This window comes from Photobacterium aphoticum, from assembly GCF_001029435.1.
Taxonomy (GTDB): Bacteria; Pseudomonadota; Gammaproteobacteria; order Enterobacterales; family Vibrionaceae; genus Photobacterium; species Photobacterium aphoticum.
In genome coordinates, this window is sequence record NZ_LDOV01000021.1 from 45,786 (window position 1) to 72,008 (window position 26,223).

Consider the following 26,223-nt stretch of genomic DNA (forward strand, 5'->3'; position numbering starts at 1 on the left):
AGTGGTGGTTTTCTGCGGAAAAAAGGGATTTGAGAAGGTCTGATACAAAACGAGCGGAAGTAATACTTCCGCTCGGTATGCCTCATCGAATATCGCTATGTGTGATAGCGCGTCGATTAACGTAGAAGCTGAGAAACCATGCTTGGCATCTGGTTAGCCTGAGACAGTACCGTGATACCTGCTTGCATCATGGTGTTCTGCTTCGTCATGTTGGCAGATTCTGCTGCAATGTCAGCATCCATGATACGGCCCTTCGCCACAGACATGTTTTCTGCGATGTTGCCCAGGTTGTTAATCGTAGACTGGAAGCGGTTTTGTGTCGCACCCAGATCAGCACGTACTGCGCCCACTGCATCGATCATCGCATCGATGTTCTTCATCGCTTCGCCTGCTGATGCCGCGTCTTTTAGACCATCTTTAAGAGACTCTGTACTCAGTGCTTTGCTATCCAGCTTCACGCTGATCACGTTTGCATCCTGAGCCCCAATAGCTGTAGCTAGAGTGGTTAAGTCATTGGATTCAGTCAAGGCAGAATCTTTAACTGCGCCAGCGTCGATATATGTATCAAATGCAGCCAACTTAGTGGCATGAGATTCCATCGAATCTTTAATTTTTGCAGCATCTGCCGCAGAGATAGAGATCTCATCAGCCGTAGCAGTATTAATGGTAATTGAATTAATTACTGAATCTTCAACACCAGCGTCTTTAAGCAAATTCTTAATTGAATCAGCTGTAGTGCCATCAAAAGCACCAGTACTCGCAGTTGTATCAAGAGTGATTGCAGTGCCTGTTTTAAGTGCATCAGCTAAATCTTTATCTTTAGCCTGATTAGCGGCACTAGAATTAATATCTTTTAGGCCATCTTCAATAAATTTCGTAGCATCCGCCTTCGACATATCATCATAACGAGCAACATCCGCACCAACTTGGAAGTTCACACCTTCACCCAATTTGTCAAACAGCTTTTCGCCTTTACCGTACGTCGTGGTGTCAACAATACGCTCCAACTCTTCGGTCAGTGCACCAAATTCTTTGTTCAGTGCTGCAATATCCGATTCAGAGTTGGTGCCATTTTTCGCCTGTACAGACAAGTCACGCTGACGCTGCAGGATGTTGGTGAATTCCTGTAGTGCACCTTCTGCTGTTTGTGCCATAGAGATACCGTCGTTGGCGTTACGCTGCGCCACTTTCAGGCCGTTAACCTGAGAGGTCATGCGGTTAGCGATCTGCAGACCTGCAGAGTCATCTTTTGCACTGTTGATACGTAGGCCAGTAGACAGGCGCTGTAGAGACGTGTTCAGAGAGCCTTGCGTGCCAGTCAGGTTACGCTGCGCATTCATTGATGCAAAGTTGGTGTTGATTGTCATAGACATAGGGGCATTCCTCTATTCGGGATAACAGCGCCGGCCAACTTTGCCGGGGCTTGAAAAGGTTCTATCCACAACAAACGACCACCTTTGCGAGTTACTTAACTCTTTTTTTGTTCTTTTTTTAATGTCACTCGCAAAAGTGAAGGGGATCACAGAGAAGCAGGGGCGAGTAACGAGTCTGAAGGGACGAGGAAGAGCGGAACTAGGGACTAGGAAAAGCAAAAAAAAGAGCAGAAACGGTTGCCCGTTTCTGCTCTTTCTCGAGACTCGTTACTCGAAACCCGCCCCTGCGCTTCGCGCTTACACAGCCGGCTCTAACAGGGCCACGACATTGTGGCGGGTGGCGTTGGCCTGTGCCAGTAGCGTCGGCACGGCATTATCAATCAGCAGCAGCGAGACCTCTTCCGGGGCTTGCAACCAGCTGGCTTCAATGCTGCCATCGCTGTTGATGATGCGTGATGTCGGGGCCATGCTGCGGGCAATACGATCCAACTGCTCGACCACTGCCTGTTGCTGTTTGTCGAGGTGAGCCAGCGATTGCGACACTTTTTGCAGCATCCGATCGATATCCACCAGCGCTTTACGGGTCGATTCTGGTTTGCCAAATTCCAGCTGTTGCGGCTCAACTTGGGTTTTGTCCTGATTCTCCAGCTTGGCTTTAACCGGATTGCCTGACGGCAGGATTTGCCCGCCCCCGGACATCCACACGCCACGGCGGATCGACGGCCAGGCGGCTTTCGGTGCGGAAAACACCACGTCGCCATAGCGGTCCGGTTTGACCTGAATATCACGCGGAGCAAACGCCGTGCTTAACGCCTCGGCCGCTTCTTCCAGCGACATGTGCGATTCAATTTTGGCGCGTACGGAAGCCGGCTGCCCCTCTTCAAACTGAAAACGCACAATCTCATCATGCTGACGCAGGGTGTTAAAGCGCATGCCCTTGATGGTGAACTGCTCGCTGAGCGATTCGCCGTCTAAACGCGGGGTTAAATCATGGTACAGCACCGACTGGCCATCGTACTGCGCCCCTTGGGTCAAGCGGGTCAACTTGCCCTTGAGCTGATGCAACGACTGCTGCACCTGATCTTTTTTGTTGTCCTGCACATTAAGCGAACGGCGGGCCAGCTGGCGCATTTGCCCCAACAGATTGCTGGCATCACGCAGGGCCTGCTGGGCACTTTCGGCCTGTGCGACCTGACTGTGCGCGCGAGCGGTCTGAACCAGAAAACTGCCTGACGTGTTGTAGCTGTGTGCCGACTGACGGGAGGCATCAGAGCCTTTCTTTTCGCTGACACGCGCGACCGCCGCCACGGGTTGCTGGCTGGCAATCCGTGTCGGTTGGGTACTGTCGCCACTGCGCAGCGTACTGGTGCTGGATACGATTTGGTTAACCAAAAGAGCCTCGCATCGATGGTGATAAGATCATGACTTTGATAATGATGATTACATCATTTTAAATAACGACAGATTCTGGATCTTGCTGTAAGTCATCTGTGATGCCTGCAACGCGGCCATTTGGGTGTTCAGGGACAAAATCGCTTCACTGTAATCCAAATCTTTCACTTCACTGATCAGATTCTTATTCAGCAGGCTGTTGTCTTCGTGCGAGCCGCCAATGCTTTCCAGCGAGCTCATGTCGCCCCCCACGGCGGTCCAGATCTGGTTAACGGCCTGCATGGTACCATCAATATTGCTCTGTGCGCTGGTCACTTTCGCCGTCAGACTTTCGCCATCCACGGACGGATCACGCAAGGTGGTCACCAACTCATCCAGCGTATTGAAGATATCGGCACCGTCAGATCCATCGCCGCCCTGAAAGAACAGCGCATCGGCGGTTTGGTTGGCCGGGATCGTCATCGACTCAGCCACACGCACTTCGCGCTGCTCGCTGTTGCCCAGATACACAAACTTGCCGGTGTCCGGATCGCGGCTGACAGGCTCAGTCTGGGTCATGGTGCCGGCAAACAGGTAGTCGCCACGGGACGATTTGCTGTTGGCGGTATCCACCAACTGATCCAGCAGGTTTTCCAGCTCGGTAGCAATGGCTTCGCGGCCATCCTGGGTCGAGTTGCTGGCATTCAAAATGCTGGCAGTCAGTTCTTCCACGCGCAGCAAGGCGTTGTTGGTGCCATCAAGGTGGGACTCCAACTGCCCCAACTCGCCTTTCAGGTTGGTGATGTTTTTCTGGAACTGATCAATGGTCGCCTGCTCACGGTCCAGCATCATCAACTGTACAGAGCCGAGCGGATCGTCCGACGGTTTCAGCATCTTCTCGCCGCTGTTGAGCTGGATGAAGGCTTTGTTCACGCCGGTGGTCGAGGTCTGCATGCTGGTCAGCATGACATCATTCAGTTGTGCGGTACTCAAACGCATGGTGCTTTCCTCTTAGCGGAACATCGACAAGGTGACATCAAACAGCTGCTGCGCGGTCGAAATCACCTGCGCATTGGCCTGATACATCTGGGTGTAGGTCATGATGTTGGCCGCTTCTTCGTCCAGCAACACGCCGGCAATGCTGTCACGCTCCCCTTGCGCTTGCTTTACCAGCGCTTCCGAGGCAGACGCATCGCTTTCCAGCTGGGCGGTCTTGATGGACCAGTCACCGGTCAGGCCGGTGTAGCCGTCATAAATCGATTTGCCGTTCAAACGGTCGATGGCGTTCTGGTATTGCGCCACCACCTCGTCGGGCATGCCGGTGGTATCAATGTCCACCGCGCTGTTGCGCAGGTCATTCAAGGCTTCCAGATTGGCACTGTTACCCGGCTCACCGGCGGCAGCCGAGAACGCGAGTTCTTTCGGATCATCGATCAGCAGGGTCAGATTCTTGGCCGCGCCATCGATGGAATCCACACCGCCAAACATCGGTTTGCCGGCGTTATCATTCAAATCAAAGCCGTTGGCATGGGTGTCGTTAAACTGGGTCGCGAAGCTGTACGCCATCACATCCAGCTCACGCTGCAAGTCTTTCAGCTCGCCGTCACGGTAAGCCATCAGGCCACCAATGCTGCCGCCCAAGTTATCATCCAACGCCAATTCGCTGTTGCCGCGTACCACGGTCAGGGTGCCGTCTTGGGCTTTTTTCAGCTGACTGGCACTGCTGCCGCTCACCAATGGCTGGCCTTTGTCCAGCGTCAGGCTGACGGTGCCGTCGTCGTTGTACGTGGTGTTCACATCCATCATGCCGGACAACTGGCGGATCGCTTCATCGCGCGAGTCCAGCAGGTTGGTCATGTTCTGGCCGTTGGCGCCTGCCGCACGAATGCTGTCGTTCATGCTGGCGATGCTGGCCATCAGGGTGTTGGCTTCAGAAATGGAGGCGGTCAGCTGGCCGTCGACTTGCTTGGCCTGCGTATCCAGCTGGCTGCTCAGGTTATTGAAACGCTGCACCATGGACTTGCTCTGGCTCAGAATGGTCTGGCGGTGAGCAATGTCCTGCGGCGCGGTCGAGGCTTCGCTCAGCGCGGCATAAAAGCGGTCTAAGCCTTTGCTGATGCTGGTGCTGTCATTGTTCAGCAGGGTTTCGGTCTTTTGCATGTACTGCGAGCTGATCGCATTGAAACCCCATGAGCCCTGCTGCTTGTAAATTTGCTGGTTCAGGTAATTGTCGGCCATGCGCTCCACATTGCTGACGCCCACACCGGCCCCCATTGATCCGCTGACCTGCGCCCCAAAGCCCACGCGCTGGCGGCTGTAACCCGGTGTCAGGACGTTTGTCACGTTATGGGCCGTCACCGACAACCCGGCGTTGGCGGCATTCATGCCGGATAAACCAATATTAATTAAGCTCATAGTTCTTCTGAATCACCTAGGTTATTGAGATGCTCGGTCAACGTTGCCCCGGCGCCGCGTCCTTCCCATGCTGCCCCTTGCGAGAACATCGGGTTATAAGGATGGGCTCCGGCCGGGGAAAAGGCCGGCAAGCTGGCCGTGAGATTGTCGGCCCCTTGTTGTGTCATAGCGACCAGTTGTGACTGGGGCTTAAATGCCTCGTGCTGTCCCAGCTGATTCACCAGCATATCGGCAATGCCTAAGCTCTTCTGGCGGCTCATTTCCATCGCCAACTGACTGTCATACATGGAGCGGTAGAACTGCTGCTGGCGACTGTTGAACGGGTTGTCTTCATCATCACTTTGCAAGGCTTCACTGGCCTGACGCATGTGTTTGAGCACGGTCTGTAAAAACACCGCTTCAAACTGCTCGGCCGCCTGCGCTAACGCGTTATCCGCATCCGGATTGGCCTTGATGGCCTGCAAACTGCCCATGTCGTTATACAGGGCAGTGTGGGTGTCGTTCTCTGCTATTTTCATCGCTTGTCTTGTTCTGCCGTTCGCTTCCGCGTTCGTTTTACTGCCCGTTACAGCACGATCAACTCGCCTTCGAGGGATCCGGCCTCATCCAGCGCAATCAAAATCGACATCAAATCGGTCGGTGAGGCACCCAGACTGTTCACGGCATCCACGATGGTCTGCAGCGAGGTGGTCCCCTCACTCTGTGGCCAGATGAACACCTTGCCACGCTCTTCATCAATGCTAACGTCAGAGTCAGGCGTGACGGTGGTATTGCCCCGGCCAAACGGGTTGGGCTGGCTGACGTTGTAGCTTTCCATCACGCTCACGGTCAGGTTGCCGTGACTCACCGCAGCGGTGTGCACTTTGACATCCTGCCCCACCACGATGGTGCCGGTGCGGGAGTTAAACACCACCCGGTTATGGGATTTCTGCGCAATCACATCGACGTTTTCCAGCATCGCCAAAAACGTCACGCGCTGGTTGGCATCATGCGGGGCACGCACGCGAATGCGGGCATGGGTTTCGGCCATGGCCACTTCCGGACCAAACAGATCGTTGATGGCCCGTTCGATATTGCGCGCCGTATTGAACCCCGGCTGTTTCAGGTTCAGCACCACTTCCGCCGAGGTCTGGAACGAGGAGGTAATTTCACGTTCAATGATGGCACCGTTAGGCACGATACCGGCGGTCGGAATATTGATGGTCACGCCACTGCCGCTGTTGCCTTCCGCCATCACACCGCCCACCACCAGGTTGCCCTGTGCCATGGCGTAGATTTGGCCGTCAGCCCCTTTTAATGGGGTCATCAGCAAGGTGCCACCGCGCAAGCTTTTGGCATCACCGATCGATGAAACCGTCACATCCAGACGCTGACCACGCCCGGCCAACGGCGGCAACGCCGCATGCACCGCTACGGCGGCCACGTTCTTCAGTTTCGGATCGTCATTGGCCCCCAACTGCACGCCGAACTGGCTCAGCATATTTTTCACCGACTGGGAGGTGAACTTGGTCTGGCTCTTATCCCCGGTGCCGCTCAACCCCACGACTAGGCCGTAGCCCACCAACTGGTTTTCACGCACCCCCTGAATATCGACCAGACTCAGCAAAGGTTGCGCTGTTGAGACGACCGGCATCACGGTTAACGCAGCGGCCAGAAAGAGTTTTTTAAGCATTAGATTGGGAACCATGAAGAGTTAAGGAAACGGGATAACCAACCCGCTTCGTTAGCGCTGGCCAACGCGCCGCGACCGGAATAGGTGATACGCGCATCGCCCAGACGCAGGGACGGCACGCGGTTATGGCCGTCGATGTCATCGACACGCACCAAGCCCGACAGGCGGATAAACTCGTTACCCTGATTGAGCTTGAGCCACTTTTCCCCGCGCACCCGCAGCACACCGTTTGGCAGCACTTCGGTCACCATCACGGTGATGTTGCCCGACAGCGAGTTCTGCTGAGAGCTGGACGACGAGCCGGCAAAATCGCGCTCGGCATCCAACCCCACTGACGCTTCGTTATAGACTTTGCCGCCCAGCGTGGGCGCCGGCATGCTCACGCTGCTGGATTTCCCAAAGCTGGTACCGGCTTGTTTGCTGGAGCGGGTCTGCTCATCCAGTTGTACGGTCAGGATGTCGCCAATGCGAAACGCACGGCGATCCTGAAACAAGGCCATGCCATAGTTGGCACTGAACAGGCTGCCATCCGGATCCACGTGATAACTCGGAAATGCCATGACCATCGGGTCTTCTTCCGGTTGGTTATCAATGATCTCAGAGACCGGGGCCACACAGCCGGATAACAGCAGGGCGGCCGGCAGTAGCCACATCGGTTTACGCATGCCAGCCCCCTTACATTGACTGGCTGACAAACTGCAGCATCTGATCGGCACTGGACACCACTTTGGCGTTCATTTCGTAGGCGCGCTGGGTGGTGATCATGTTCACCATCTCTTCCACCACGCTCACGTTGGAGCCTTCCAGCGTATGCTGGCTGATCGCGCCCATGCCGTCTTCACCGCCGACACCTTCCAGTGCCGCGCCTGATGAGCCGGTTTCACGGAACATATTACCGCCCAGCGCTTCCAGACCTGACGGGTTGGCAAAATTCACCAGCGTGATTTGGCCCAGCTCCTGCGGCATGCTGTCGTCTTGGGTGGTGATGGTCACCATGCCGTCGGTGCCGACCGCGAAGGTTTTGGCGTTTTCCGGCACTTCAATGTTCGGGATCAGCGGCAGACCCTGTGCGGTCACCAGCACGCCTTCCGAGTTACGGTGAAACTGACCATTACGGGTGTAACCGGTGTTGCCGTCCGGCAATTCGATCTGGAAGAAACCCTGGCCCATGATGGCCAAATCCATCGCTTCCTGAGTGTTCTGGTAGGCACCGGTTTTCATCAGCTTCTGGGTACCAACCACTTTGACACCGTTACCCAACTGCAGACCGCCCGGCACTTCATTTTGCTGATCAGCCATCGAACCCGGCTGCTTTTTCATCTGGTAAAACAGATCTTCAAACACCGCACGGTCTTGCTTAAAGCCCACCGTGTTGACGTTCGCCAGGTTGTTTGAAATCACCTGCATCTGGGTGTCTTGCGCGGCCAGACCCGTTTTACTGACCCATAACGCTGGATGCATATCCTTTACTCCTAATAAACACCGCAGCACGCCACGGCCTGCTGCGGATAAGGGTTCGGGCAGCCTTAGCTGCGAATAATTCGATTACCGGTGGTCGCCAGATCTTCGGCGGTTTTCATCATCTTGATTTGAAATTCAAAGTTACGAGACAACGAAATATTGGTGACCAGCGCATCAATCGCATTGACGTTGCTGCTTTCCTGATAGCCCGACGCCACGGTCACGGCATCATCCGCATCGGCATCGTTAGCACCGGCCACACGGAACAAGCCGTCATCGGCCTTGAACAGCATCTGCTTGTCCGGGTTCACCAATTTCAGGCGCTCCACTTCCTGCACCAGGCCGCCGCCGAGTGGCACCACCGAAATCGTGCCGTCACTGCCGATATCCAGCTGCTCGTATTCCGGCAACACAATCGGCCCGCCCATGCCGACCACCGGGCGATCACCCAGCATCAGCTCACGGTTGGCGGTCAGGTGGAAGTTACCACTGCGGGTGTAGGCTTCGTCGTACTCGCCGGCCATCACCGCAAAGAACCCTTCGCCACGGATCGCTAAATCCAGCGGGTTATCGGTGTGCTGCAAGGTACCGGCAGAGAAATCGGTGCCGCCCATGCGCGCCGCCACCAGCGAGCGGGTCTGCAACCCTTCGCCGTTGATATCGATGGTTTCTGCCATTTCGACATCAGCACGAAAGCCGGCTGTATTGACGTTGGCCAGGTTATTGGCATGCACCTGCTGCGCCATCATGGTGCGGCTGGCGCCCGACATGGCGGTAAACAGCAACTTATCCATTCATCCCGCCCTTACAGGTTCTGGAACAGGATTTGTGTCATTTCCTGTGCCACTTGAATGGTTTTGGCGTTGGCCTGGTAGTTACTCTGGGCAGACATCAAGCCCACCATTTCACTGGTCAGATCCACGTTAGAGTTTTCGTACATACCGGTACGCAGGGCGCCCAACTGACCGGTGCCCGGTGCGCCGACCAATGGCGAGCCCGAGGCAAAGGTGTGTGTCCACGCCGTGCCGCCCGCTTGTTGCAAGCCTTCCTGATTCGGGAAACGCGCCAGTGCTACCTGACCCTGCTGCTTCACTTCACCGTTGGAGTAACGGGTATACACCGAGCCGTCAGCGTCGAAGTACCAACCTGCAACCTGACCCGGCGCGTGGCCGTTTTGGGTGTTTTTGTTGATAGAGAATTCACTGCCGAACTGCGTCACTTCCGATACGTTCATCGCCAGTGTTTGTGCCGCTGCGCCGTTATCTGGCGTGAAGGCCAAATCAATGGCAGCGGTCGGTGCGGTCATGTTGCCCTTGCCGTCAAACGTCATGTCGATGCCGTCTTTCGGGCTGGTCGGCACCTCACCGTCCACGCGGTAATGCACCTTCCACGTGTTATCTGCTGTTTTCACGTAGTACTGCGTCACTTCGTGCTCGCCGCCCAGTGAGTCGTACACGGTCGACGTGGCGCTCGAAGTGAAGGTCGACGGATCTTCCGGATCAAACGCGTGTTTAGTGGTATCAATGATGGCGGAGTTCGCATCCAGGTTCAGGCCGATATCGATGCTGCTGGTCTGCTTGGATGGCATGTCACCGGTCGCAATACGCAGATCCGACAAGGTACCGGTCTGTAGGGTGCCGGTCGCGGTCACGCCATAGCCCTGCAAACGGCTGCCGTCGCTGCTCACCAGATAGCCGTCGGCATCCATGCTGAAAACGCCGTTACGGGTGAACAAGTCCTGCCCGTTGCTTTTCACCATAAAGAAGCCTTCGCCGTTAATGGCCAAGTCGCCGTTACGGCCGGTCGGTGTGGTGGTACCGGTCATGAAGCTTTGGCGTACTGCAGCCACTTCTACCCCGTTCATCTGACCGCCGCCAAACTCTGGCGCGTAGATGTCCTGGAATTCTGTGCGTGATGATTTGTAACCCACCGTGCCCACGTTCGCGATGTTGTGGCTGATGGTGTTCATCTGCTCAGAAGTGGCGCGCAAGCCGCTCAAACCCACATTAATTGACATGATTAATCCTTGTTATTCGTTATACGGTGATTTCACGCATGTCGTACATCGACATAACGCCTACGCCTTTCAGGCTCAGCATGATGGCGCCGCCATCTGCCGGGATGTTGACCGACTCGACGTCTGCCGCGATCATGATCTTCTGCGACCATGCCTCACCGCCGGTTTCGGCCATCACTTCAAAGCTGTACTCGCCGGTGCCCAGCTCATCACCGTCAATGGTGAATTCCGCCATCCCGGCACCCTGCGGGCCCAATTCAATTTTGTCGACCAGCTCACCGCTGTCGTCGTACACCATCACCGTCGCTTTATCGACAGCCTGATCGAACTTCACACGCCCTTCCAGCGTCTGGCCTTCGCTGACATCCAGCTCGCCTTTGACGTCCATCAGCACTTTCTTGCCGACCAAGTTCGTGGCCTGCAGCATTTCCAGGTTGGTGATCCCGATGTTCATGTTCATCATGCCCATCTTGACCCCTTCCAAGCTTTCTACCGCTGACATCATGCCAAGCTGAGTCAGGTACTGGGTGCCGTCGGTCGGGTTGAGCGGGTTCTGGTTTTGGATCTGTGCCACCATCATGGTCAGAAAGCCATTGCTGGTTGGCACGGTGCCATTGCCGCTGACATTCGGCTCTTCGCTGGTACGGACCTGCTCCTGGCTGTACTGAGCGGTGGTTCTGATTTGCGCTAAGCTCATTTGCTACTCCTTAGCCGGTCTGGCCCAGACGCAAAATGCTCTGCTGCATACTGCGTGCGCGGCTCATGACATCCACGTTAGTTTCAAAGTTACGTGATGCCGCCATCATGTCGGCCATCTCTTCCACCACGTTCACCGTGGAATGGAACACATAACCGTCTTTGTTCGCTTGCGGATGGTGCGGCTCATAACGGCGCAGCAGTGGCTCGTCACTTTCAATCACTTCATCCACCTGCACCTTGGCGCCGGCCACCGCACTGTTCATATCAAACATCACGGTCGAGAACACCGGACGCTTGGCGCGGTAGGCATCGGCTTCAGAGCCCGAGACCACATCGGCGTTGGCCATGTTGCTGGCCACGGTGTTCAGACGGATGGTCTGTGCAGACATGGCAGAGCCGGCAATTTCATAAATACTGGAAAACGACATACTTACTGTCCGTTAATGGCCTGCTTCAGGCCGCTGATTTTCATGTTGAGGAAGCTCATGCTGGTTTCAAACGCCATGGCATTGCTGGCAAACGCTGCCTGCTCAATCCCCAGCTCCACGGTGTTACCATCCTGCGATGGTTGTGGTGACACGCGGTACAACAATTCGTGCTCGGCCGGTCGCTGACGACGGGCCAGATGTTGCTGTCGCGAGGTGGTCGCGATTTCTGCCATCGCGTCTTCAAAACTGATATCACGCGCTTTGTAATGCGGGGTATCCACGTTCGCCAGGTTGCTTGCCAGCACCTTGGCGCGTTGTGTTCTAAAGGCCAATGTATTAGGGTGTACCCCCAATGCCTGTTCAAAATTGATTGCCATCAGCGTCTGCTCATCCGAACGATAATGAACGAGCTTATACACTATTCATGCCAACTTTATTGGCTTTGCATTTCAAAGACTTAAGAAATGAAAGATGCCGTAAAACGGGCGATGCGGAACCCCCGCTTCCGCTCGGAAACAGGCCGGCTGCTGTGTACGCTGCTGATCACGGTTCTGGGCAGTGCACTGCCGGCACAGGCCGCCCCGCTCGAGCAGCAAGTCACGCGCTATCTGAAAAAAGAAGTGAATCGCTATGCCCGCACGGTCGGCAGTCAGGATGTCACCATCCAACTCAAATCCCTGCCCGGTGATAACGATTGTGATCACCCGCTGCAGATGAGCCTCAATAATCCGGAACAACCGGTGGGACGGGTCGGGGTCTCGATCACCTGCCAGCGACCGCAGTTTTGGAAAGCCCGTGCGTATGCGGACGTGGATGTGTACCTGAAACTGGTGACCACCACGCGCCTGCTCAACCGGGACACGCCGATCACCGCCCGCGATCTGACCCGTACCCGCACCAGCTTGCGTCACTTACGCCAAGGTTATTTCACCCAGGCCAAGGCCGTGATCGGCCAGCACAGCCGCCGGAAAATTCAGCCGGGGACGGTACTGACCCCACGCATGATTGAGCCCGCCGAGCTGATTGCCCGTGATGATGTGGTGACGATCGTCGCCAAACAGCCGGGCTTTAAAGCCAGCATGAAAGGCATCGCGTTGGAGAATGGTCATCAAGGCGAGAAAATCTGGGTGCGTAACCTGTCTTCCGGCAAGAAAGTGATGGCGCGCATTGAGTCGCCGCACACGGTCGTGACGCAATTCTAGTGCGACCAACAGAAAAGGATTTTTTTGTGGGCTATTTCAACAAAAGGGGTTAAGCAGATAGAATTTCGGTCGCTTATGCCTATTGAACCCTGTTGCTCACTGATATTCAGGCTATCACCATGATTGGAAAAATCACCTATAACACCCAACCGGCCTCGCTGTCGCACAGCCAGCCTGATGCCAAAGTGGCCGACAAGGCCAAGATCACTGATTCATCGCTGACGCCTCTGCAACAGGCGCGTCAGGCATCCGCACAACAAAGCGATGTGGATATGGACAAAGTCGCGGCCGCCAAAGCCCTGCTGCGCAGCCGTGACAGCGGCGTCAACCTTGACAGTCTGGCGTCGTCGATGATTGATTTCTATCAGGATGAGGCGTAATGGCAAACCACGGCCCGCTGATCAAACAGCTGTTGAATGACTTGTCACAAGACGTGAAAGGCTACCAGCAACTGGCGCTGCAACTGAAGCAACAACACCTGTTACTGACTAACCGTGACAGCAACGCGCTGCTGAGCCTGAATCAGGACTTGGATCAGGTGATGGCAACCCTGAGTCACCACGCTAAACAGCGGGCGGAAAGCATGACCACACTGGGTCTGACACAGGATGACCAAGGCATGCAACGCTTGTTTGCGGCGCTGCCGGCCCCGCTGAATCAGCAAGGCCGTCAGTTATGGCAACAGCTGCACAAGCTGACGCTGGAGTGCCAGTCCCTCAACAACCAGAATGGTCGTCTGCTGGCGCACCAAAAACAGTTGATGGATAAACTGCTCAAACCCGAGCAGCAATACTGTTACGGCCCGGCAGTCTAACGGTAACACGATCATCGCCGCGCACAGGGTGATCTGACCGGGTTAACGGCCACGCACAAAACGCTGCATGGCCAACTCATCCAACATTTTTTGCTCTTGCTTGTCGCGACGCTGCTGCATCACCGCTTCCCGCTTGGCGACCACCGTCTCGCCCATTTTGACCTGACGGTGCTGATCCACCAGACGCTGATTCAGGCTGCGCATTTCCACTTCCGTCAACGCCATCTCCTGACGCTGCAAGCGGGTCAGGTTATCGACCTGATGACGAAAACGGCCGATCCCTTTGAGCATCATGGCCGAGGTCTGATGGCCGCTGGCCAACGCGTATTGCGCAGGCAGATCTTCCAATAACGCCAACCGCTGTTGGTGGGCCTGATACTGTTGCTGCAACTGGCCTTGGCTTTGCTTGAGGTCGTCAAACTTGCCCTGCTGCTGCAACTGCCAGGTTTTCAATACCGCTAAGCGACGCATCTCAGCTCATGCCTCTCGATAACTGCAGTAACTGCAACTGGCTGTCCTGCAACGTCACCTTTTCATCCATCCGCTGTTGCAAGAACTGGCAGATGGCCGGATAACTGCGCACGGCTACATCCAACTGCGGATCTTGCCCCTGCTGATAGCCGCCAAGGGAAATCAGATCCTGTACCTGACGGTAGCGGGCATACAACTGCTTGATGCGTTGTGCCTGTGACAACTGATCTTGGCTGACCACTTGTGGCATGGCACGGCTGATCGACTGTTCGATATCAATGGCCGGGTAATGCCCCTGCTCAGCCAGTTCACGGTTAAGCACGATGTGCCCGTCCAAAATGGCGCGCGCGGCATCGGCGATCGGATCTTGCTGATCGTCCCCTTCCGATAACACGGTATAAAACGCGGTGATCGATCCGCGCTCAGTCGCCCCGTTACCAGCCCGCTCCACCAACTGCGGCAGCAAACTGAACACCGACGGCGGATAGCCTTTGGTGGCTGGCGGCTCGCCCACGGCCAAGGCAATCTCACGCTGGGCCTGCGCATAACGGGTCAGAGAATCCATCAGCAATAACACGTCGTGGCCCTGATCGCGAAAGTACTCGGCGATACGGTGACACAGCACCGACGCACGTAAACGCATCAGCGGCGGATCATCAGCCGGCGAGGCAATCACCACCGCATGCTTCATGCCTTCTTCTCCGAGCGAGTGCTCGATAAATTCCCGCACCTCACGGCCACGTTCACCAATCAAGCCCACCACGGTGATTTCGGCGGTGGTATTGCGGGTCATCATGCCCAACAACACACTTTTACCCACGCCACTGCCGGCAAACAGACCCATACGCTGGCCCTTGCCGACACTGAGCATGCCGTTAATGGCTTTGACACCGACATCCAACTGCTGGGAAATCGGCAAGCGCTTGAGGGGGTTAATGCTCTCCCCTTGTAAGCTGATCCTGTGCTCCTGGGTCACCGGACCTTTGTCATCCAGCGGCTCACCCAAGCCGTTAAACACCCGGCCCAGCATGCCGTAGCCGACATTGATTTTACTGTCGCCGTGCAGCGGTAATACCCGGCTGCCCGGGCGTAAACCGGTCGCATGACGGATCGGCATCAAGACCGAGGCGTGGCGGTCAAACCCCACCACTTCCGCTTCAATCAGATCGCCCTGATCGTTTTCCACCATGCAACGCTGGCCGGTCGACAAACGGCAGCCTACGGCTTCCATCGTCAACCCGGCCATGCGAACCAAGCGGCCATAGGTACGCGCCACCGGCACATCCGGCACACGCGCCATCGCCATACTGAGCTTGGCCGCGAGTTCTTCAGATAAATTACGCATCGGCCAACAGGGTATCCTTGACCACATCCATGCACGCGGCGAGACGCTCTTCGCTGTCCACCAACGCTTCTGAGTCCGCCGTCACCACGCGGCAGCTGCCGATGGTCAGGCTCTCATCCTGCTGCACATTCCACTGCGCCACCTGATCCGGCACCAGTTCCAGCAAACGCTGGCTGTCCTGCGGGTTCAGGTACACGGTCAGATCCGGTTTGTGCTCCGGCAATTGCTGCAAGGTTTCTTCAATCAGGTTGACCATCTGGCCGGGCTGTAGGGTCAGCTCCGCGCGGATCACCTGACGGGTTACCTTCATCACCAAATCACACAGCATTTCGCTTTGCTGCTGTACATGGTGATGAAAGGCTTGTTGGATCTGATCTTTCAGGTGCCCGCTCGCCTGCAACACTCCAGCGACATGCTGTTGCGCCTGCAAGCGGCCTTCCTGTAACCCTTGCTGACGACCCTGCTCATGGCCGTCACGCTGGCCGACCTGCAACCCTTGGTTCACTCCGTCCTGGTAACCTTGCTCGTGGCCTTTTTGCAGGCCATCCTGAAACCCGTTGTTGAACTCATCCTGGTAGCTGCTGCCCCCGTCATCGCCAAACAGATCGTCTTCGGTCGCGGTCACCAACGGCGGGTAGCGATAGTTACGAAACTCTCCCAACCCCGGGGAGAAAATCGGCACGGGCTGATCGTTTTTCATCATTCCACCACCGGCTCATTGAACAACTGCAATTCCACCTCGCCTTGTTCGGCCAAGGTGCGTAACAACTGCACCAACTGCTGACGGGCCTCTTCCACCGCGCTGACACGCACGCGGCCTTTGCCTTCAATCGCTTCACGCAGGTACTGCGCGGCACGTTTGGGCATGGTGCCGTACAGGCGATCCATCAACTCGGCATCGGCGCCTTTCAGGGCGGTCGCCAGCAGATCCTGATCCGCTTCTTCCACCAAGCGCTCCAGCGTGGCATCGCTTTGACGCACCAGCACGCTGAAGTTGTACATCTTGCTCTCTAGGCGATTGACCAGCGCGGAGTCCATCTCGCGCAATCCGGCCATCACCCCTTCGCTGCGACTGCCGTCCAAGCGGTTGATGATCTCGCTGGCTTTTTGCGTGCCGTCAATCAGGGTGCTGTTTTGCTGGCCAACCTGCGACAGGAATTTATCCAGCAACACCTGCACTTCATAAATCATGTCCGGGTGGATTTCATTTAAGTTGGCCAGACGGTACAGCAGATCATCCAAGCCTTCTTGCGGCAACAACGTCAGCAGTTTGGTGGCCACATCCGGATCCAAATAGGCCAGAAACACCGCCTGCATCTGCGGGTGCTCACCGGCGATCAATTCCACCAGCTTATTGGGCTCCAACCACTGCAAACGCTGCAAGTTGTGTTTGAGCGAATCGCCGTAGATCGAATCCAGCAGCGGCTGGGACAACGACTGGCCCAGCGCTTTGTTCAGAGTGCGTTCCAGGTAACTGCGGGATGCCCCCGAGATCCCGGACTCGGTGCGAAAATCATTGAAGAAACGGCTGAACACCGCTTCGACCTGATCTTTTTTCACCGCCGGGATCCCCGCCATGGCGATAGAGAGTTGACGCACCTGCTCGCGCTCCAATTGTTTGAGCACGTTAGCGGCGGCTTCTTCGCCCATACTCAGTAACAGGATCGCCGCCTGTTCAATATCGGGCTTCATTTCAGTTGTCTGCATCTTTCGGGGTAATCCATTGTTTTACAACATGCGCGACGCGTTCAGGTTCTTTTTCTGACAGCATCTGCAAATACGCGGACTGCGCTTCTAAACCGGTTTCCGGACTCGGCAAATCGGCCAGGATACTTTCGTGATCCATCACCGCACGCGTCCCTTCGGTCAGGGTCGCCGGCACGGTCGTGGTAGCGGCGGTCGCCACTGCCGTCGTTGTGCTCTCGGTGTCGCTTGTCGCCGGCACCGTCGATGGGATCGCTTTGGTTTTATTCACCTTGGCTTTTTTCACCGCCAGACGTTCATTGTCACGGGCCGCGCGGGTGTCACCGGACAAGGCGCGCATCACCGGACGAACCACCACCAGCAACAGCACCACAATCACCAACGCAGACAGCAAGTAACGCAGGTATTCCAGCCAAATCGGCTGCATCCACCATTCTGGCTCTGCGGCGATCTCAGCATTATCAGCAATGTTGAACGGGAACACATTCAGGCTGATGGTGTCACCGCGCTCGGCGCTGATCCCCATAGCATTACTCAGCATGGTTTGCATGTCCGCCAGCTGCGCCGCCGTGAAGGTGTCCGGCGTGCCATTCAACAGCACAGACACACTCAAACGCTCCAGGCTTCCTTGCTGGTACTTGATGTGTTTCATGGTGCGATCGATCAGGTACTCACGGGAGGCTTCGCCGCGCTCGTTGGCCTTGTTCGGATCGTCTTCTTCGCCTTCTTCCGGCGGACGGTTACTCAATGCCCCCGGTACACCTTTGGCATCCGCGGCGGTACGCCGGTCGTAAGAGGAAAATTCAGAACGCAACACACCTTCAGGGGCATAACGCTCTTCGGTCGCTTCGGTGCGGTCAAAGTTGATTTTCGCCGCCACTTCCACCTGGAAATTCCCCATGCCCAACATCGGTTGCAGCATCTTCTGCGCGCGCTCAATGTAAGTGTGTTCAAGGCGTGCCAGATAATCTAAGTAAGCGCCGTTGGCTTGACCGGCATGTTGCTGGCCTTCATGGGAGGACAATAAGTTGCCGTGCTGATCGATCACGTTCACGCGATCGGCCGGTAAATCGGTCACACTGCCCGACACCAAATTCACAATCGCGCTCACTTGCGAGGACGACAAAGTTTTGCCCGGCAGCAACGCCACCACCACAGAGGCTGAGGCGAGCTCTTTGTCACGGCGGACAAACAGGGTCTGTTTCGGGATCGCCAGATGCACGCGCACATTGCTGATGGCATCCAGCGTCATGATGCTTTGCGCCAGCTCCCCTTCCAGACCGTGGCGGTAACGGGCGTTTTCCATAAACTGACTGGTGCCCAGGCTGGCATCTTGCGCCAAGATCTCGAGGCCAGTCGGCACTTCAGGCTTCACACCCGCTGTCGCCAGCGCCATGCGCGCCTGACCCAACTCACTGCGCGCAACCATCACATTGCCCTGTTGCGGCTCAATGTAAAAGTCCATGCCCTGCTGCTCCAGCACCGCAATCACCTGCGCACTGTCAAACGCTTCATGCTCGCCGTATAGCGGGCGGTACTGGCTGTTGCCCTGCCACAACGTCAGCACCACCGTAAGGGTGACCACAAACGCCACCACGACCAACAACAGCACACCACGCCAAGGCGCCGGACGCGACGCATCCGACACGTTACGGCCCGTCAAACGCTGCCATTGCTGCTTCATTACTTCCGTCACGCCACCGCTCCTTTACACTGGCATGCGCATAACATCGTCATACGCGGTCAGCAGTTTATTACGGACCTGCACCATGGCTGCGAAGGACAGACTGGCTTTCTGGCTTGCGACCATCGCACCGACCAAGTCATCGCTGGCGCCCATATCCACCGCTTCCATTTTGGCTGAAGCCGCACGACCGCTTTGATCCACCTCTTTCACCACACTGGCAATGATTTGGCCGAAATCAACACGCTCACTCGCCCCGGCAAAACGCGTGTTAGGCGCGATCTGCATCGGCTCGCCCAGATTGATCTGAGCCTGAATTTCGCTCATCTGGCTCAAAGGAAGCTGCATGTTCATGATTTTGTCTTGCATCTGTCGCATCTCAGTTATCGGTAAAAAGGCTTAATTGAACATCGTTGGCTCTGTGGCACTGTCCGGGCCAGCGAGCAATTTATTGATGTCAAATCCCTGCTCACGCATGGTTTGGATTTTGTAACGCAGGGCGCGGGTGGTCACGCCCAGCTCCTGCGCGGTTTTATTGCGGTGACCGTTAAAGCGACGCAGGGTCGCAATAATGGTGTCGAATTCCGCCTGTTTGCGGCTTTCGTGTAAATTCGGTTTGCTTGGCCATTCCGGTAAGGTTGGTGCCGGCGCGGGCATTGGCTCTGACATCGATTCAAGCTGAGGCTCAGGCATCGACGTGGAAATAGGCGGTGAAAACGGCGTCGGCGCAGCAGTCGCTGACACCGGCAGCATCAACTCTTCTTCACGGATAAAACACCCACGGCTCATCACCAACGCGCGCTGCATCACGTTATCCAGTTCGCGCACGTTGCCCGGCCACGGGTAAGCACGCAAACGCGCTTTCGCGGATTCGGTCAATTGGGTGGTGCCATGCGGGTGATGGCATTTCAGAAGGTGGTTAGCCAGCGGCACGATGTCATCCGGACGCTCACGCAGCGGCGAACAGGTCAGCGGAAACACGTTTAAGCGGTAGTACAAATCCAGGCGGAACAGCCCCTTGGCAACCTGTTGTTCCAAGTCCAGATTGGTGGCCGCCACAATGCGGATATTCAGTTTGATTTTCTGGTGGCTGCCCAGACGCTCCACTTCACGCTCTTGCAACACACGCAGTAACTTGGTTTGCATCGCCAGCGGCAGCTCGCCCACTTCATCCAAGAACAAGGTGCCGTGATTAGCAATTTCCAGCTTACCGGCCTGCGCAGTCGCCGCACCGGTAAAGGCACCTTTGCTGTGCCCGAACAAGATAGATTCGATCATGGTTTCCGGAATCGCAGCGCAGTTAATGGCCACAAACGGCCCTTGCGCGCGCGACGAGGCACGGTGAATAAACTGTGCCAGCACTTCTTTGCCGGTGCCGCTTTCGCCATTGATCAACACTGAGGCGTCGGTTTGAGCAACACGCTGGGCCAACTGGAACAACTGGCGGCTTTGCTCTGACTCGGCCACCACTTGCGTCGATTGGGTATGCATCACTGCCATGCGCTGGAACAATTGCTGTAAATGGCGCGGTTCAAACGGCAATAACAAATAATCCATCGCGCCTTTTTGCAATGCACGTGTCACCTGTGCCGCCTGATGTACTTCAGACAGCACCACCACTGGCGCGCGGTGGCCGGCCCATGTCAGTTGTGACATCCACGCAGCCGCTTCCTGACCATTGTCCAGTTCCGCCGGGATCAACAGCATATCCCACGCACGCTCTGCCAGTGCTGCCAGACAGTGTGCCTGATCTTGCACCCACTCAATGGTGATCTCGGGAGCTTGGGATGCCGACAGCACACGTTCCAAAGCCTCATGGTGAGGATGAAAAAGCAGAATATGGCGTTGTTGTAACATCTCTTGCCTCATTACAGTTGAACGATCCGCACTCTGACGCGGCCTTTTCCGGCAGGCTGGTGCTCATCCTGAGGATAGCGACCGCCATGTGCGCGCACTTCAATCAGCGCAGGCGCAATGCCTTTTTCCACAAACAGCGATGCGACTTCATCCGCGATTTCCTTGGACTGGCGCAATTTGACACTGCTGCGCGCGTTGCTGTTCATATAGCCGTCAACAAGCACGGCTTTGATCGTGTTCTGTGACCGAATATAGCGGGCGATCCCGTCGATACGGTGCCACTCTTCCGCCGTTAATGTGGCGGCGTTCGGTGATAGATAAAACGTGCTGTCACGCACCTGACGGTAGCCCATCGGCAATAACTGGTTTTTACAGTCTAAAAAGTCCGTGACCGCCGTCGGAAAGCGCACGTTAGACACTGCAACCGTGAGCGGTTTGTCCGCCTGCATCAGGCCAATATGGACCCAGTCACCTTGGTACAGAGCGTCTAAAATCGGCGCAGCCTCTTCAATCAGCACTTCACCAGTCAACGAGGCCACCGTGACCGTCCCCAGCGGCGATAGCCCGTAAGGCTCAAAACGATCCCAACTGGCCGGTATCGCCTGTACGCCCTGAAAGGTCAGCGATCCATCAATGTCATTGCTCCGCAGGGTAAACACGAGCGGCTCGCCCGCATCGGCAATTAATGCCACCTGACCAAAGCCGTCAACTTCCTGACTCAATCTGCATTGGTGTGCATTACCACTAAATAACCAAAAACTCTCGTCCAAGTCGTTTTTAAATATATTTTGAGACGAAAACGACACAAAAGGATAAAGTAAAAGAAAAGCGCCCAGGGCAACCCGGATATACATTTCAACACCGTCAAAAAAATGATTAATTCAATTTAAATCCAATATAAAACCGCATGCAGGTAATTACATCAGTAAACATATCCATATTTTTTCATCTTGTGACAGAGCAAAATCACGATGAGAAAAAGTTAACAAATAGTGAGAAAATCTCACGCGGGATCCGCATGGTTTTCATGGTTTGTAATATCATTCACTAAATGTTGGGGGGCGTAGAGTAATACAAGAAGGCATTACTCGTATAGTATCAATCACTAAAAGAATAAAAATTATATTTTATAAACTTTTTAGTCATAATTTTGACGCATACAGCGTATCTCTGATCCCACAAAGATATGAACAGATTATTGCCAATATGCATCTTGATTTATTTGATTTTCTTATTAACAAAAATATTATAAAGGAGAAAATTTAATCTATGAGATTATTATCATGTCAATTTTTCTGACATTGGAAAAAAGATCAAAGTTTTTTAATTCTTCCATTAGTAAATATTGACGCATTAATTATAATCTAGCCCTCTGCGCTCTCGGCTTACGCACTATTTGTATATTTTTGTGAAATAAGGTGTGTATTTAATCCACTCGTCTAGAAATTATCGCCATCATGAAGCTAACAAAAAAGAGTAAAGTCATTGCCAATACTGAGCAGGTCGATATCCGTGATTTTGATTTAGCCAGTCCGGAACACCGCATCGGTGCCCTGCAATCGATCATCGATAATATTGGTAAACAGTTTGAGCGCTTGGCACGCCACTCTTTCCATCACATGCTTCGTCAGTCCACCGACTTTAAGTTGGTTCAGCAAGACACCCTCAAACTGCAAGAGTACCTGCAGCAGATGAAAAAGCCGTCTATCTACCGCGAGTTCATGGTCTCTCCCCATGATCTGCACGGCACGATTGCGATGGATGGCGAACTCCTCTTTTTTATGGTGGATCTGTTCTTTGGCGGGAACGGCTTATCGGCACGTAAACACAGTGAGCTCAGCGATACCGAATTACGTTTGGTGGAACGCTTTTTCACCACCATTTTGCAGCAGTTCTCCACCAGTTGGCACAGCATTACCGATTGGCAGAGTCAGTTGCTGAGCAAAAATACCCTCAACCTGTTCAGCCCGCTGCAGAACAACCAGCTGTATCAGGTGTGTCGCTTCACGATTGATATTGCCGGCCAGAAAAGTGGCTGGCTGGAAATCGCCCTGCCGTTTGCCGGCTTGGATTTCCTGCGCGATCAGCAATGCCAACCGGCTAACGTCGATACCGACCCGGCTCTGCAGGCGAAAATCCAACAAAAGATCTGCCAGGCACCGATCCGTCTCCATTCCACGCTGGCCGAACGCCGCCTGTTACTGGGGCAAATCATGGATCTCAAGCCGGGCGATGTGATCCCGATTGAACTGCCAGAGCAAGTGACCGTCCGTGCCGGAAGCACGCCGTTATTTGAAGCCAGGGTAGCCGAGCACAACGCTAGCCTGGTGTTGCACATCCAACAGATTCTTAATCCATCCAAGGTATAACCATGTCTGAACAAATGACTGATTTGAACATTGATCTGAATGATCTTGATCTAGGTACGCTGGACCAACAAGCCCATGCAGGCACCGCAGGTCCGGCTCAGGACATGAGCTTTATCCGCAACATTCCGGTGAATTTGACGCTGGAAGTGGCCAGCACTGAGCTGATGGTCGGCGATCTGATGAATGTGGGCCTCGGCACCGTGATTGAGCTGGACAAGCTGAGCGGCGAGCCAATGGATGTGAAGGTCAACGGCACCCTGCTGGGCCACGCGGAAGTGGTGATCGTGAACAACAAGTACGGCCTGCGTCTGATTGATGTGATGGATGAAGGCGACATGCTCAAAGGCCTGGCGAAGTGAGTAACTGGCTCCGTATTGCGCTGTGCGGGGGGCTGTTACTGAGCCATCCTGCACTGGCTCAGGATATTCCTCTGCTCAGTATCAACGGCCCAAGCGGACAGGAAGAATACAGCGTCAAAATGCAGGTCTTCCTGCTGATGACCGCACTGTCACTGCTGCCAGCCATGCTGCTGATGGTGACCAGTTTCACCCGTATCATTATTGTGCTTGGCATTTTGCGCCAGGCGCTGGGCTTACAGCAAAGCCCGCCCAACAAAGTCTTGATTGGCATTGCCATGACCCTGACGCTGTTCATCATGCGGCCGGTATTAACCACCATTCATGATGAGGCCTATGTGCCGTATCAGGCCGGCACGCTGACCCTGCAACAGGCCATGGAGACGGCATCACCACCGCTGAAAAACTTTATGTTACAGCAAACCCGCGAAACCGATCTGGAGCAAATCCTGCGTATCGCCAATGAGCCCGCGCCGGAGCATTACGAGCAACTGGACTTTCTGCTGCTCACGCCCGCGTTTGTGCTGAGCGAACTGAAAACCGCCTTTCAGATTGGGTTTATGCTGTTCATTCCTTTTTTGATCATCGACATCGTGGTGGCCAGTGTGCTGATGGCGATGGGTATGATGATGCTGTCACCCCTGATCATCTCGCTGCCGTTTAAGCTGATGATTTTTGTCATGGTCGATGGCTGGTCAATGACTGTAGGCACCCTCAGCGCCAGCTTTGGTTAACCCGGTCTTTACCACCACCGGTTTTCCCCTTTCCCCCACCACACTGATGAGAGAGACGCGGTATGGGTTCTGAATTTGTCGCGACATTTTTTGGCGATGCCCTGTTAATCATCATCAGTATGGTGTCGGTGTTAATCGTACCCAGCCTGCTGGTGGGCTTGGTGGTCAGTGTGTTTCAGGCTGCCACCCAAATCAACGAACAGACCTTGAGCTTCTTGCCGCGTCTGCTGGTCACCCTGGCCATGCTGGGCTTTGCCGGCCCGTGGCTGCTACGCACGCTGGGTGATCTGTTTACCCGCCTGTTCCTCGATATTCCGCATTTAATTAGCTGATCATGTACGAACTTTCTGCCGCTGAGCTGAATGCCTGGTTCGGCCAAATCTGGTGGCCTTTCGTGCGTCTGGGCAGTGCCCTGATGGCGATGCCGATCATCGGCGGCAGCAGCATTCCGCCACAATTGCGGGTCGGGCTGGCCATGATGATTGCCTTGCTCTCCGCGCCGCTGATGCCGGCCATGCCCTCGGTCGACCCACTTTCCCTGCAAGCTATTGTGTACGCGGGTCAGCAAGTGCTGATCGGTGTGCTGCTGGCTTTTTTGCTTGAATGCCTGTTTGCCATTTTCACCACCATGGGCCAGATCCTGTCGATGCAGATGGGTTTGGGCATGGCGATGATGAACGATCCGGTCAACGGCGTGAGCGTGCCGGCGATGGGGAAATACTACCAGCTGTACACCTTCATGCTGTTTCTCTCACTCGACGGGCATTTGGTGGCACTGGAGATTTTCGTGCGCAGTTTTGAGATCTGGCCGGTCGGCGAGTTCTTCAGCCAACACGCCTTGTACCTGATCATTCTGCGCTTTGGCTGGCTGATGGGCGCAGCCTTGTTGCTGGCGCTGCCGGCGATGACCGCCATGCTGCTGGTCAATGGCGCCTTTGGCATGATGAACCGTGCGGCACCGCAATTAAACGTATTTGCACTGGGCTTTCCGATGACCCTGCTATTGGGCTTGGTCTGCTTGTTGATTTCCAACTCCGGCCTGCCGGAAAACTTTGTTCGCTTAAGTAGCGACACGCTGGACATGATGCGTCTGCTCGAAGGAGGCACGCCATGAGTGAGAGCAGCAGTCAGGACAAAACGGAACAACCCAGTCAACAGAAACTGCGCAAAGCGCGCGAAGAAGGTAACCTGCCGCGCTCGCGTGAATTGGTCACCGCCCTGTTGACGTTGGGCGCCGCGTTGCTGTTTGGCGCCTTCTCACACGAGCTGGTGCAGATGGCAATGACCGTCAGTCAGTCGAGCTTTCAGCTCAGCCGCGCTCAGGCGTTTGATCCCAACCTGATGCTGACCCTGCTGACAGACAGCGTGATGGTGATGATCCGTGTGATCACGCCGTTACTGGGGCTGTTGATGGCTATCGCCGTGCTGGCCAATATCATTCGCGGCGGCTGGAACCTCTCCGGCAAAGCGGCACAGCCGAAGTTTTCCAAGCTCAACCCCATCAGCGGGATCAAAAAGATATTCTCTGCCAAGTCCGTGGTTGAGTTGGTCAAAAGTATCCTCAAAGTCACCCTGATCTCGGTCGTCCTGTATTACCTCATCACCGGGAACCTGAAAGACATCATTGCCATTCAGCGCATGCCGCTCAACAGTGCCATGGCACAAAGTGTGGAATTTCTGATGCAGGGCCTGCTGAGCTTTGCCTTGGCCTTGCTGCTCATTGCACTGCTGGATTTGCCGTACTCCAGTTGGGACTACACCAAGCAGCTCAAGATGACCAAGCAGGAAGCCAAGGAAGAGCACAAGAACACCGACGGTAACCCGGAAATCAAAGGCCGGATCCGCCAGTTGCAGCGCCAAATGACCCAGCGCCGCATGATGAATACCGTGCCGCAGGCCGATGTGGTGATCACCAACCCGACCCACTATGCCGTGGCGTTGAAATACGATCTCAGCAAAGCGCGGGCACCGTATGTGATTGCCAAAGCGGTCGATCACTCCGCCCTGCACATGCAGGCCATTGCCCGCCAGCACGATGTGCCGGTGGTGGAAGTGCCGCCGCTGACCCGTGCCGTGTATTACTCCACCAACGAGTGGCAGGAAATTCCCGCCCCGTTGTATATCGCCGTTGCCCATATCCTGACGTTTGTCTTCCAGATGGAACAATACCGCCAGGGCCGACAACCGACCAAACCCCCATTCCCACGGGTGTCTATCCCCCGGGAACTTCGCCGTTAATGGAAGTGTAATG

Annotated in this window: 30 protein-coding genes; 9 read left to right on the forward strand and 21 right to left on the reverse strand. The window is 55.2% G+C overall.

The genetic code is table 11. From position 1 onward, the window contains the following. Nucleotides 1-116: 116 nt before the first annotated feature. The 13 genes from ABT58_RS24480 to flgB all read right to left on the reverse strand — a co-directional run bounded on the left by ABT58_RS24480 (nucleotide 117) and on the right by flgB (nucleotide 11,813). Nucleotides 117-1,373 (reverse strand): flagellin N-terminal helical domain-containing protein, encoded by a 1,257-nt coding sequence (locus ABT58_RS24480; protein WP_047874575.1) that lies wholly within the window; start codon nucleotides 1,371-1,373, stop codon nucleotides 117-119. A gap of 297 nt (nucleotides 1,374-1,670) precedes the next feature. Next, nucleotides 1,671-2,765, reverse strand: a complete 1,095-nt coding sequence (locus tag ABT58_RS11610; RefSeq protein WP_047874576.1) for a hypothetical protein — start codon at nucleotides 2,763-2,765, stop codon at nucleotides 1,671-1,673. A gap of 48 nt (nucleotides 2,766-2,813) precedes the next feature. Next, nucleotides 2,814-3,743, reverse strand: a complete 930-nt coding sequence (gene flgL, locus ABT58_RS11615) for a flagellar hook-associated protein FlgL (protein WP_047874577.1) — start codon at nucleotides 3,741-3,743, stop codon at nucleotides 2,814-2,816. Nucleotides 3,744-3,755: 12 nt separating this feature from the next. Then, the gene (flgK, locus tag ABT58_RS11620) at nucleotides 3,756-5,159 is read right to left on the reverse strand and encodes a flagellar hook-associated protein FlgK (RefSeq protein ID WP_047874578.1); all 1,404 of its coding nucleotides are present in this window, start codon (nucleotides 5,157-5,159) and stop codon (nucleotides 3,756-3,758) included. Beyond that, nucleotides 5,156-5,677 carry a rod-binding protein gene (locus ABT58_RS23495; RefSeq protein WP_053063060.1) on the reverse strand — a complete coding sequence of 174 codons (522 nt, stop codon included), beginning with the start codon at nucleotides 5,675-5,677 and terminating at the stop codon, nucleotides 5,156-5,158. The genes flgK and ABT58_RS23495 overlap by 4 nt, the downstream gene beginning before the upstream one ends. A 47-nt stretch (nucleotides 5,678-5,724) precedes the next feature. Beyond that, on the reverse strand, nucleotides 5,725-6,831 hold the full coding sequence (locus tag ABT58_RS11630) for a flagellar basal body P-ring protein FlgI (protein ID WP_169749961.1): 1,107 nt from the start codon (nucleotides 6,829-6,831) through the stop codon (nucleotides 5,725-5,727). Then, nucleotides 6,831-7,496, reverse strand: coding sequence for a flagellar basal body L-ring protein FlgH (flgH, locus tag ABT58_RS11635; protein ID WP_047874579.1), 666 nt, complete (start codon nucleotides 7,494-7,496; stop codon nucleotides 6,831-6,833). Before flgH ends, ABT58_RS11630 begins: the two co-directional genes overlap by 1 nt. Nucleotides 7,497-7,506: 10 nt before the next feature. Further along, nucleotides 7,507-8,292, reverse strand: coding sequence for a flagellar basal-body rod protein FlgG (flgG, locus tag ABT58_RS11640; protein WP_047874580.1), 786 nt, complete (start codon nucleotides 8,290-8,292; stop codon nucleotides 7,507-7,509). A gap of 65 nt (nucleotides 8,293-8,357) precedes the next feature. Next, complete coding sequence (locus ABT58_RS11645) at nucleotides 8,358-9,086, reverse strand: flagellar basal body rod protein FlgF (RefSeq protein ID WP_047874581.1); 729 nt, start codon at nucleotides 9,084-9,086, stop codon at nucleotides 8,358-8,360. An 11-nt stretch (nucleotides 9,087-9,097) separates the two neighbouring features. Next, nucleotides 9,098-10,309, reverse strand: coding sequence for a flagellar hook protein FlgE (gene flgE / locus ABT58_RS11650; RefSeq protein WP_047874582.1), 1,212 nt, complete (start codon nucleotides 10,307-10,309; stop codon nucleotides 9,098-9,100). A 19-nt stretch (nucleotides 10,310-10,328) separates the two neighbouring features. Next, nucleotides 10,329-11,006, reverse strand: coding sequence for a flagellar hook capping FlgD N-terminal domain-containing protein (locus ABT58_RS11655; protein ID WP_047874583.1), 678 nt, complete (start codon nucleotides 11,004-11,006; stop codon nucleotides 10,329-10,331). Nucleotides 11,007-11,016: 10 nt separating this feature from the next. Beyond that, the gene (gene flgC, locus ABT58_RS11660) at nucleotides 11,017-11,436 is read right to left on the reverse strand and encodes a flagellar basal body rod protein FlgC (protein ID WP_047874584.1); all 420 of its coding nucleotides are present in this window, start codon (nucleotides 11,434-11,436) and stop codon (nucleotides 11,017-11,019) included. Nucleotides 11,437-11,438: 2 nt separating this feature from the next. Beyond that, a complete protein-coding gene (gene flgB / locus ABT58_RS11665) occupies nucleotides 11,439-11,813 on the reverse strand; it encodes a flagellar basal body rod protein FlgB (protein WP_047874585.1) in 375 nt (124 codons plus the stop codon). Between the two features lie 111 nt (nucleotides 11,814-11,924). On the opposite strand from flgB, the gene flgA reads away from it, so the two are divergent. From flgA to flgN, 3 genes are all read left to right on the forward strand, one after another. Then, nucleotides 11,925-12,638 carry a flagellar basal body P-ring formation chaperone FlgA gene (gene flgA / locus ABT58_RS11670; protein WP_158261758.1) on the forward strand — a complete coding sequence of 238 codons (714 nt, stop codon included), beginning with the start codon at nucleotides 11,925-11,927 and terminating at the stop codon, nucleotides 12,636-12,638. A gap of 119 nt (nucleotides 12,639-12,757) precedes the next feature. Beyond that, a complete protein-coding gene (locus ABT58_RS11675; RefSeq protein WP_047874641.1) occupies nucleotides 12,758-13,018 on the forward strand; it encodes a flagellar biosynthesis anti-sigma factor FlgM in 261 nt (86 codons plus the stop codon). Further along, on the forward strand, nucleotides 13,018-13,452 hold the full coding sequence (gene flgN, locus ABT58_RS11680) for a flagellar protein FlgN (RefSeq protein WP_047874586.1): 435 nt from the start codon (nucleotides 13,018-13,020) through the stop codon (nucleotides 13,450-13,452). The genes ABT58_RS11675 and flgN overlap by 1 nt, the downstream gene beginning before the upstream one ends. Before the next feature lie 42 nt (nucleotides 13,453-13,494). Here flgN and ABT58_RS11685 read toward each other — a convergent pair whose 3' ends face one another. The 8 genes from ABT58_RS11685 to ABT58_RS11720 are packed head-to-tail and all read right to left on the reverse strand — an operon-like array spanning nucleotide 13,495 to nucleotide 21,367. Beyond that, the gene (locus ABT58_RS11685) at nucleotides 13,495-13,923 is read right to left on the reverse strand and encodes a flagellar FliJ family protein (RefSeq protein ID WP_047874587.1); all 429 of its coding nucleotides are present in this window, start codon (nucleotides 13,921-13,923) and stop codon (nucleotides 13,495-13,497) included. A gap of 1 nt (nucleotide 13,924) precedes the next feature. After that, nucleotides 13,925-15,268, reverse strand: coding sequence for a flagellar protein export ATPase FliI (gene fliI, locus ABT58_RS11690; RefSeq protein WP_053063064.1), 1,344 nt, complete (start codon nucleotides 15,266-15,268; stop codon nucleotides 13,925-13,927). Continuing rightward, nucleotides 15,261-15,971 (reverse strand): flagellar assembly protein FliH, encoded by a 711-nt coding sequence (gene fliH, locus ABT58_RS11695; protein WP_229821768.1) that lies wholly within the window; start codon nucleotides 15,969-15,971, stop codon nucleotides 15,261-15,263. The genes fliI and fliH overlap by 8 nt, the downstream gene beginning before the upstream one ends. Beyond that, nucleotides 15,968-16,975: a flagellar motor switch protein FliG gene (gene fliG / locus ABT58_RS11700; RefSeq protein ID WP_047874588.1), complete on the reverse strand. Its 1,008-nt coding sequence runs from the start codon at nucleotides 16,973-16,975 to the stop codon at nucleotides 15,968-15,970. The genes fliH and fliG overlap by 4 nt, the downstream gene beginning before the upstream one ends. Beyond that, nucleotides 16,962-18,668, reverse strand: coding sequence for a flagellar basal-body MS-ring/collar protein FliF (gene fliF, locus ABT58_RS11705; RefSeq protein ID WP_053063065.1), 1,707 nt, complete (start codon nucleotides 18,666-18,668; stop codon nucleotides 16,962-16,964). The genes fliG and fliF overlap by 14 nt, the downstream gene beginning before the upstream one ends. Nucleotides 18,669-18,680: 12 nt before the next feature. Then, the gene (fliE, locus tag ABT58_RS11710) at nucleotides 18,681-19,025 is read right to left on the reverse strand and encodes a flagellar hook-basal body complex protein FliE (protein ID WP_047874589.1); all 345 of its coding nucleotides are present in this window, start codon (nucleotides 19,023-19,025) and stop codon (nucleotides 18,681-18,683) included. 30 nt (nucleotides 19,026-19,055) lie between these two features. Further along, entirely contained in the window at nucleotides 19,056-20,513 is a 1,458-nt protein-coding gene (locus tag ABT58_RS11715) for a sigma-54-dependent transcriptional regulator (RefSeq protein WP_082211080.1), read from the reverse strand. 11 nt (nucleotides 20,514-20,524) lie between these two features. Next, a complete protein-coding gene (locus tag ABT58_RS11720) occupies nucleotides 20,525-21,367 on the reverse strand; it encodes an OmpA family protein (protein ID WP_082211081.1) in 843 nt (280 codons plus the stop codon). A gap of 603 nt (nucleotides 21,368-21,970) precedes the next feature. Between ABT58_RS11720 and ABT58_RS11725 the strand changes: the two genes are divergently transcribed. From ABT58_RS11725 to flhB, 6 genes are all read left to right on the forward strand, one after another. Further along, a complete protein-coding gene (locus tag ABT58_RS11725) occupies nucleotides 21,971-22,882 on the forward strand; it encodes a flagellar motor switch protein FliM (RefSeq protein WP_047874591.1) in 912 nt (303 codons plus the stop codon). A gap of 2 nt (nucleotides 22,883-22,884) precedes the next feature. Continuing rightward, nucleotides 22,885-23,241 (forward strand): flagellar motor switch protein FliN, encoded by a 357-nt coding sequence (gene fliN, locus ABT58_RS11730; RefSeq protein ID WP_047874592.1) that lies wholly within the window; start codon nucleotides 22,885-22,887, stop codon nucleotides 23,239-23,241. Further along, nucleotides 23,238-23,972 carry a flagellar type III secretion system pore protein FliP gene (gene fliP / locus ABT58_RS11735; protein ID WP_047874593.1) on the forward strand — a complete coding sequence of 245 codons (735 nt, stop codon included), beginning with the start codon at nucleotides 23,238-23,240 and terminating at the stop codon, nucleotides 23,970-23,972. The genes fliN and fliP overlap by 4 nt, the downstream gene beginning before the upstream one ends. Nucleotides 23,973-24,034: 62 nt before the next feature. After that, the gene (locus ABT58_RS11740) at nucleotides 24,035-24,304 is read left to right on the forward strand and encodes a flagellar biosynthetic protein FliQ (protein WP_047874594.1); all 270 of its coding nucleotides are present in this window, start codon (nucleotides 24,035-24,037) and stop codon (nucleotides 24,302-24,304) included. A gap of 2 nt (nucleotides 24,305-24,306) precedes the next feature. Then, nucleotides 24,307-25,086 carry a flagellar biosynthetic protein FliR gene (gene fliR, locus ABT58_RS11745; protein WP_047874595.1) on the forward strand — a complete coding sequence of 260 codons (780 nt, stop codon included), beginning with the start codon at nucleotides 24,307-24,309 and terminating at the stop codon, nucleotides 25,084-25,086. Then, the gene (gene flhB, locus ABT58_RS11750; RefSeq protein ID WP_047874596.1) at nucleotides 25,083-26,210 is read left to right on the forward strand and encodes a flagellar biosynthesis protein FlhB; all 1,128 of its coding nucleotides are present in this window, start codon (nucleotides 25,083-25,085) and stop codon (nucleotides 26,208-26,210) included. Before fliR ends, flhB begins: the two co-directional genes overlap by 4 nt. The last annotated feature ends 13 nt before the right edge of the window (nucleotides 26,211-26,223 follow it).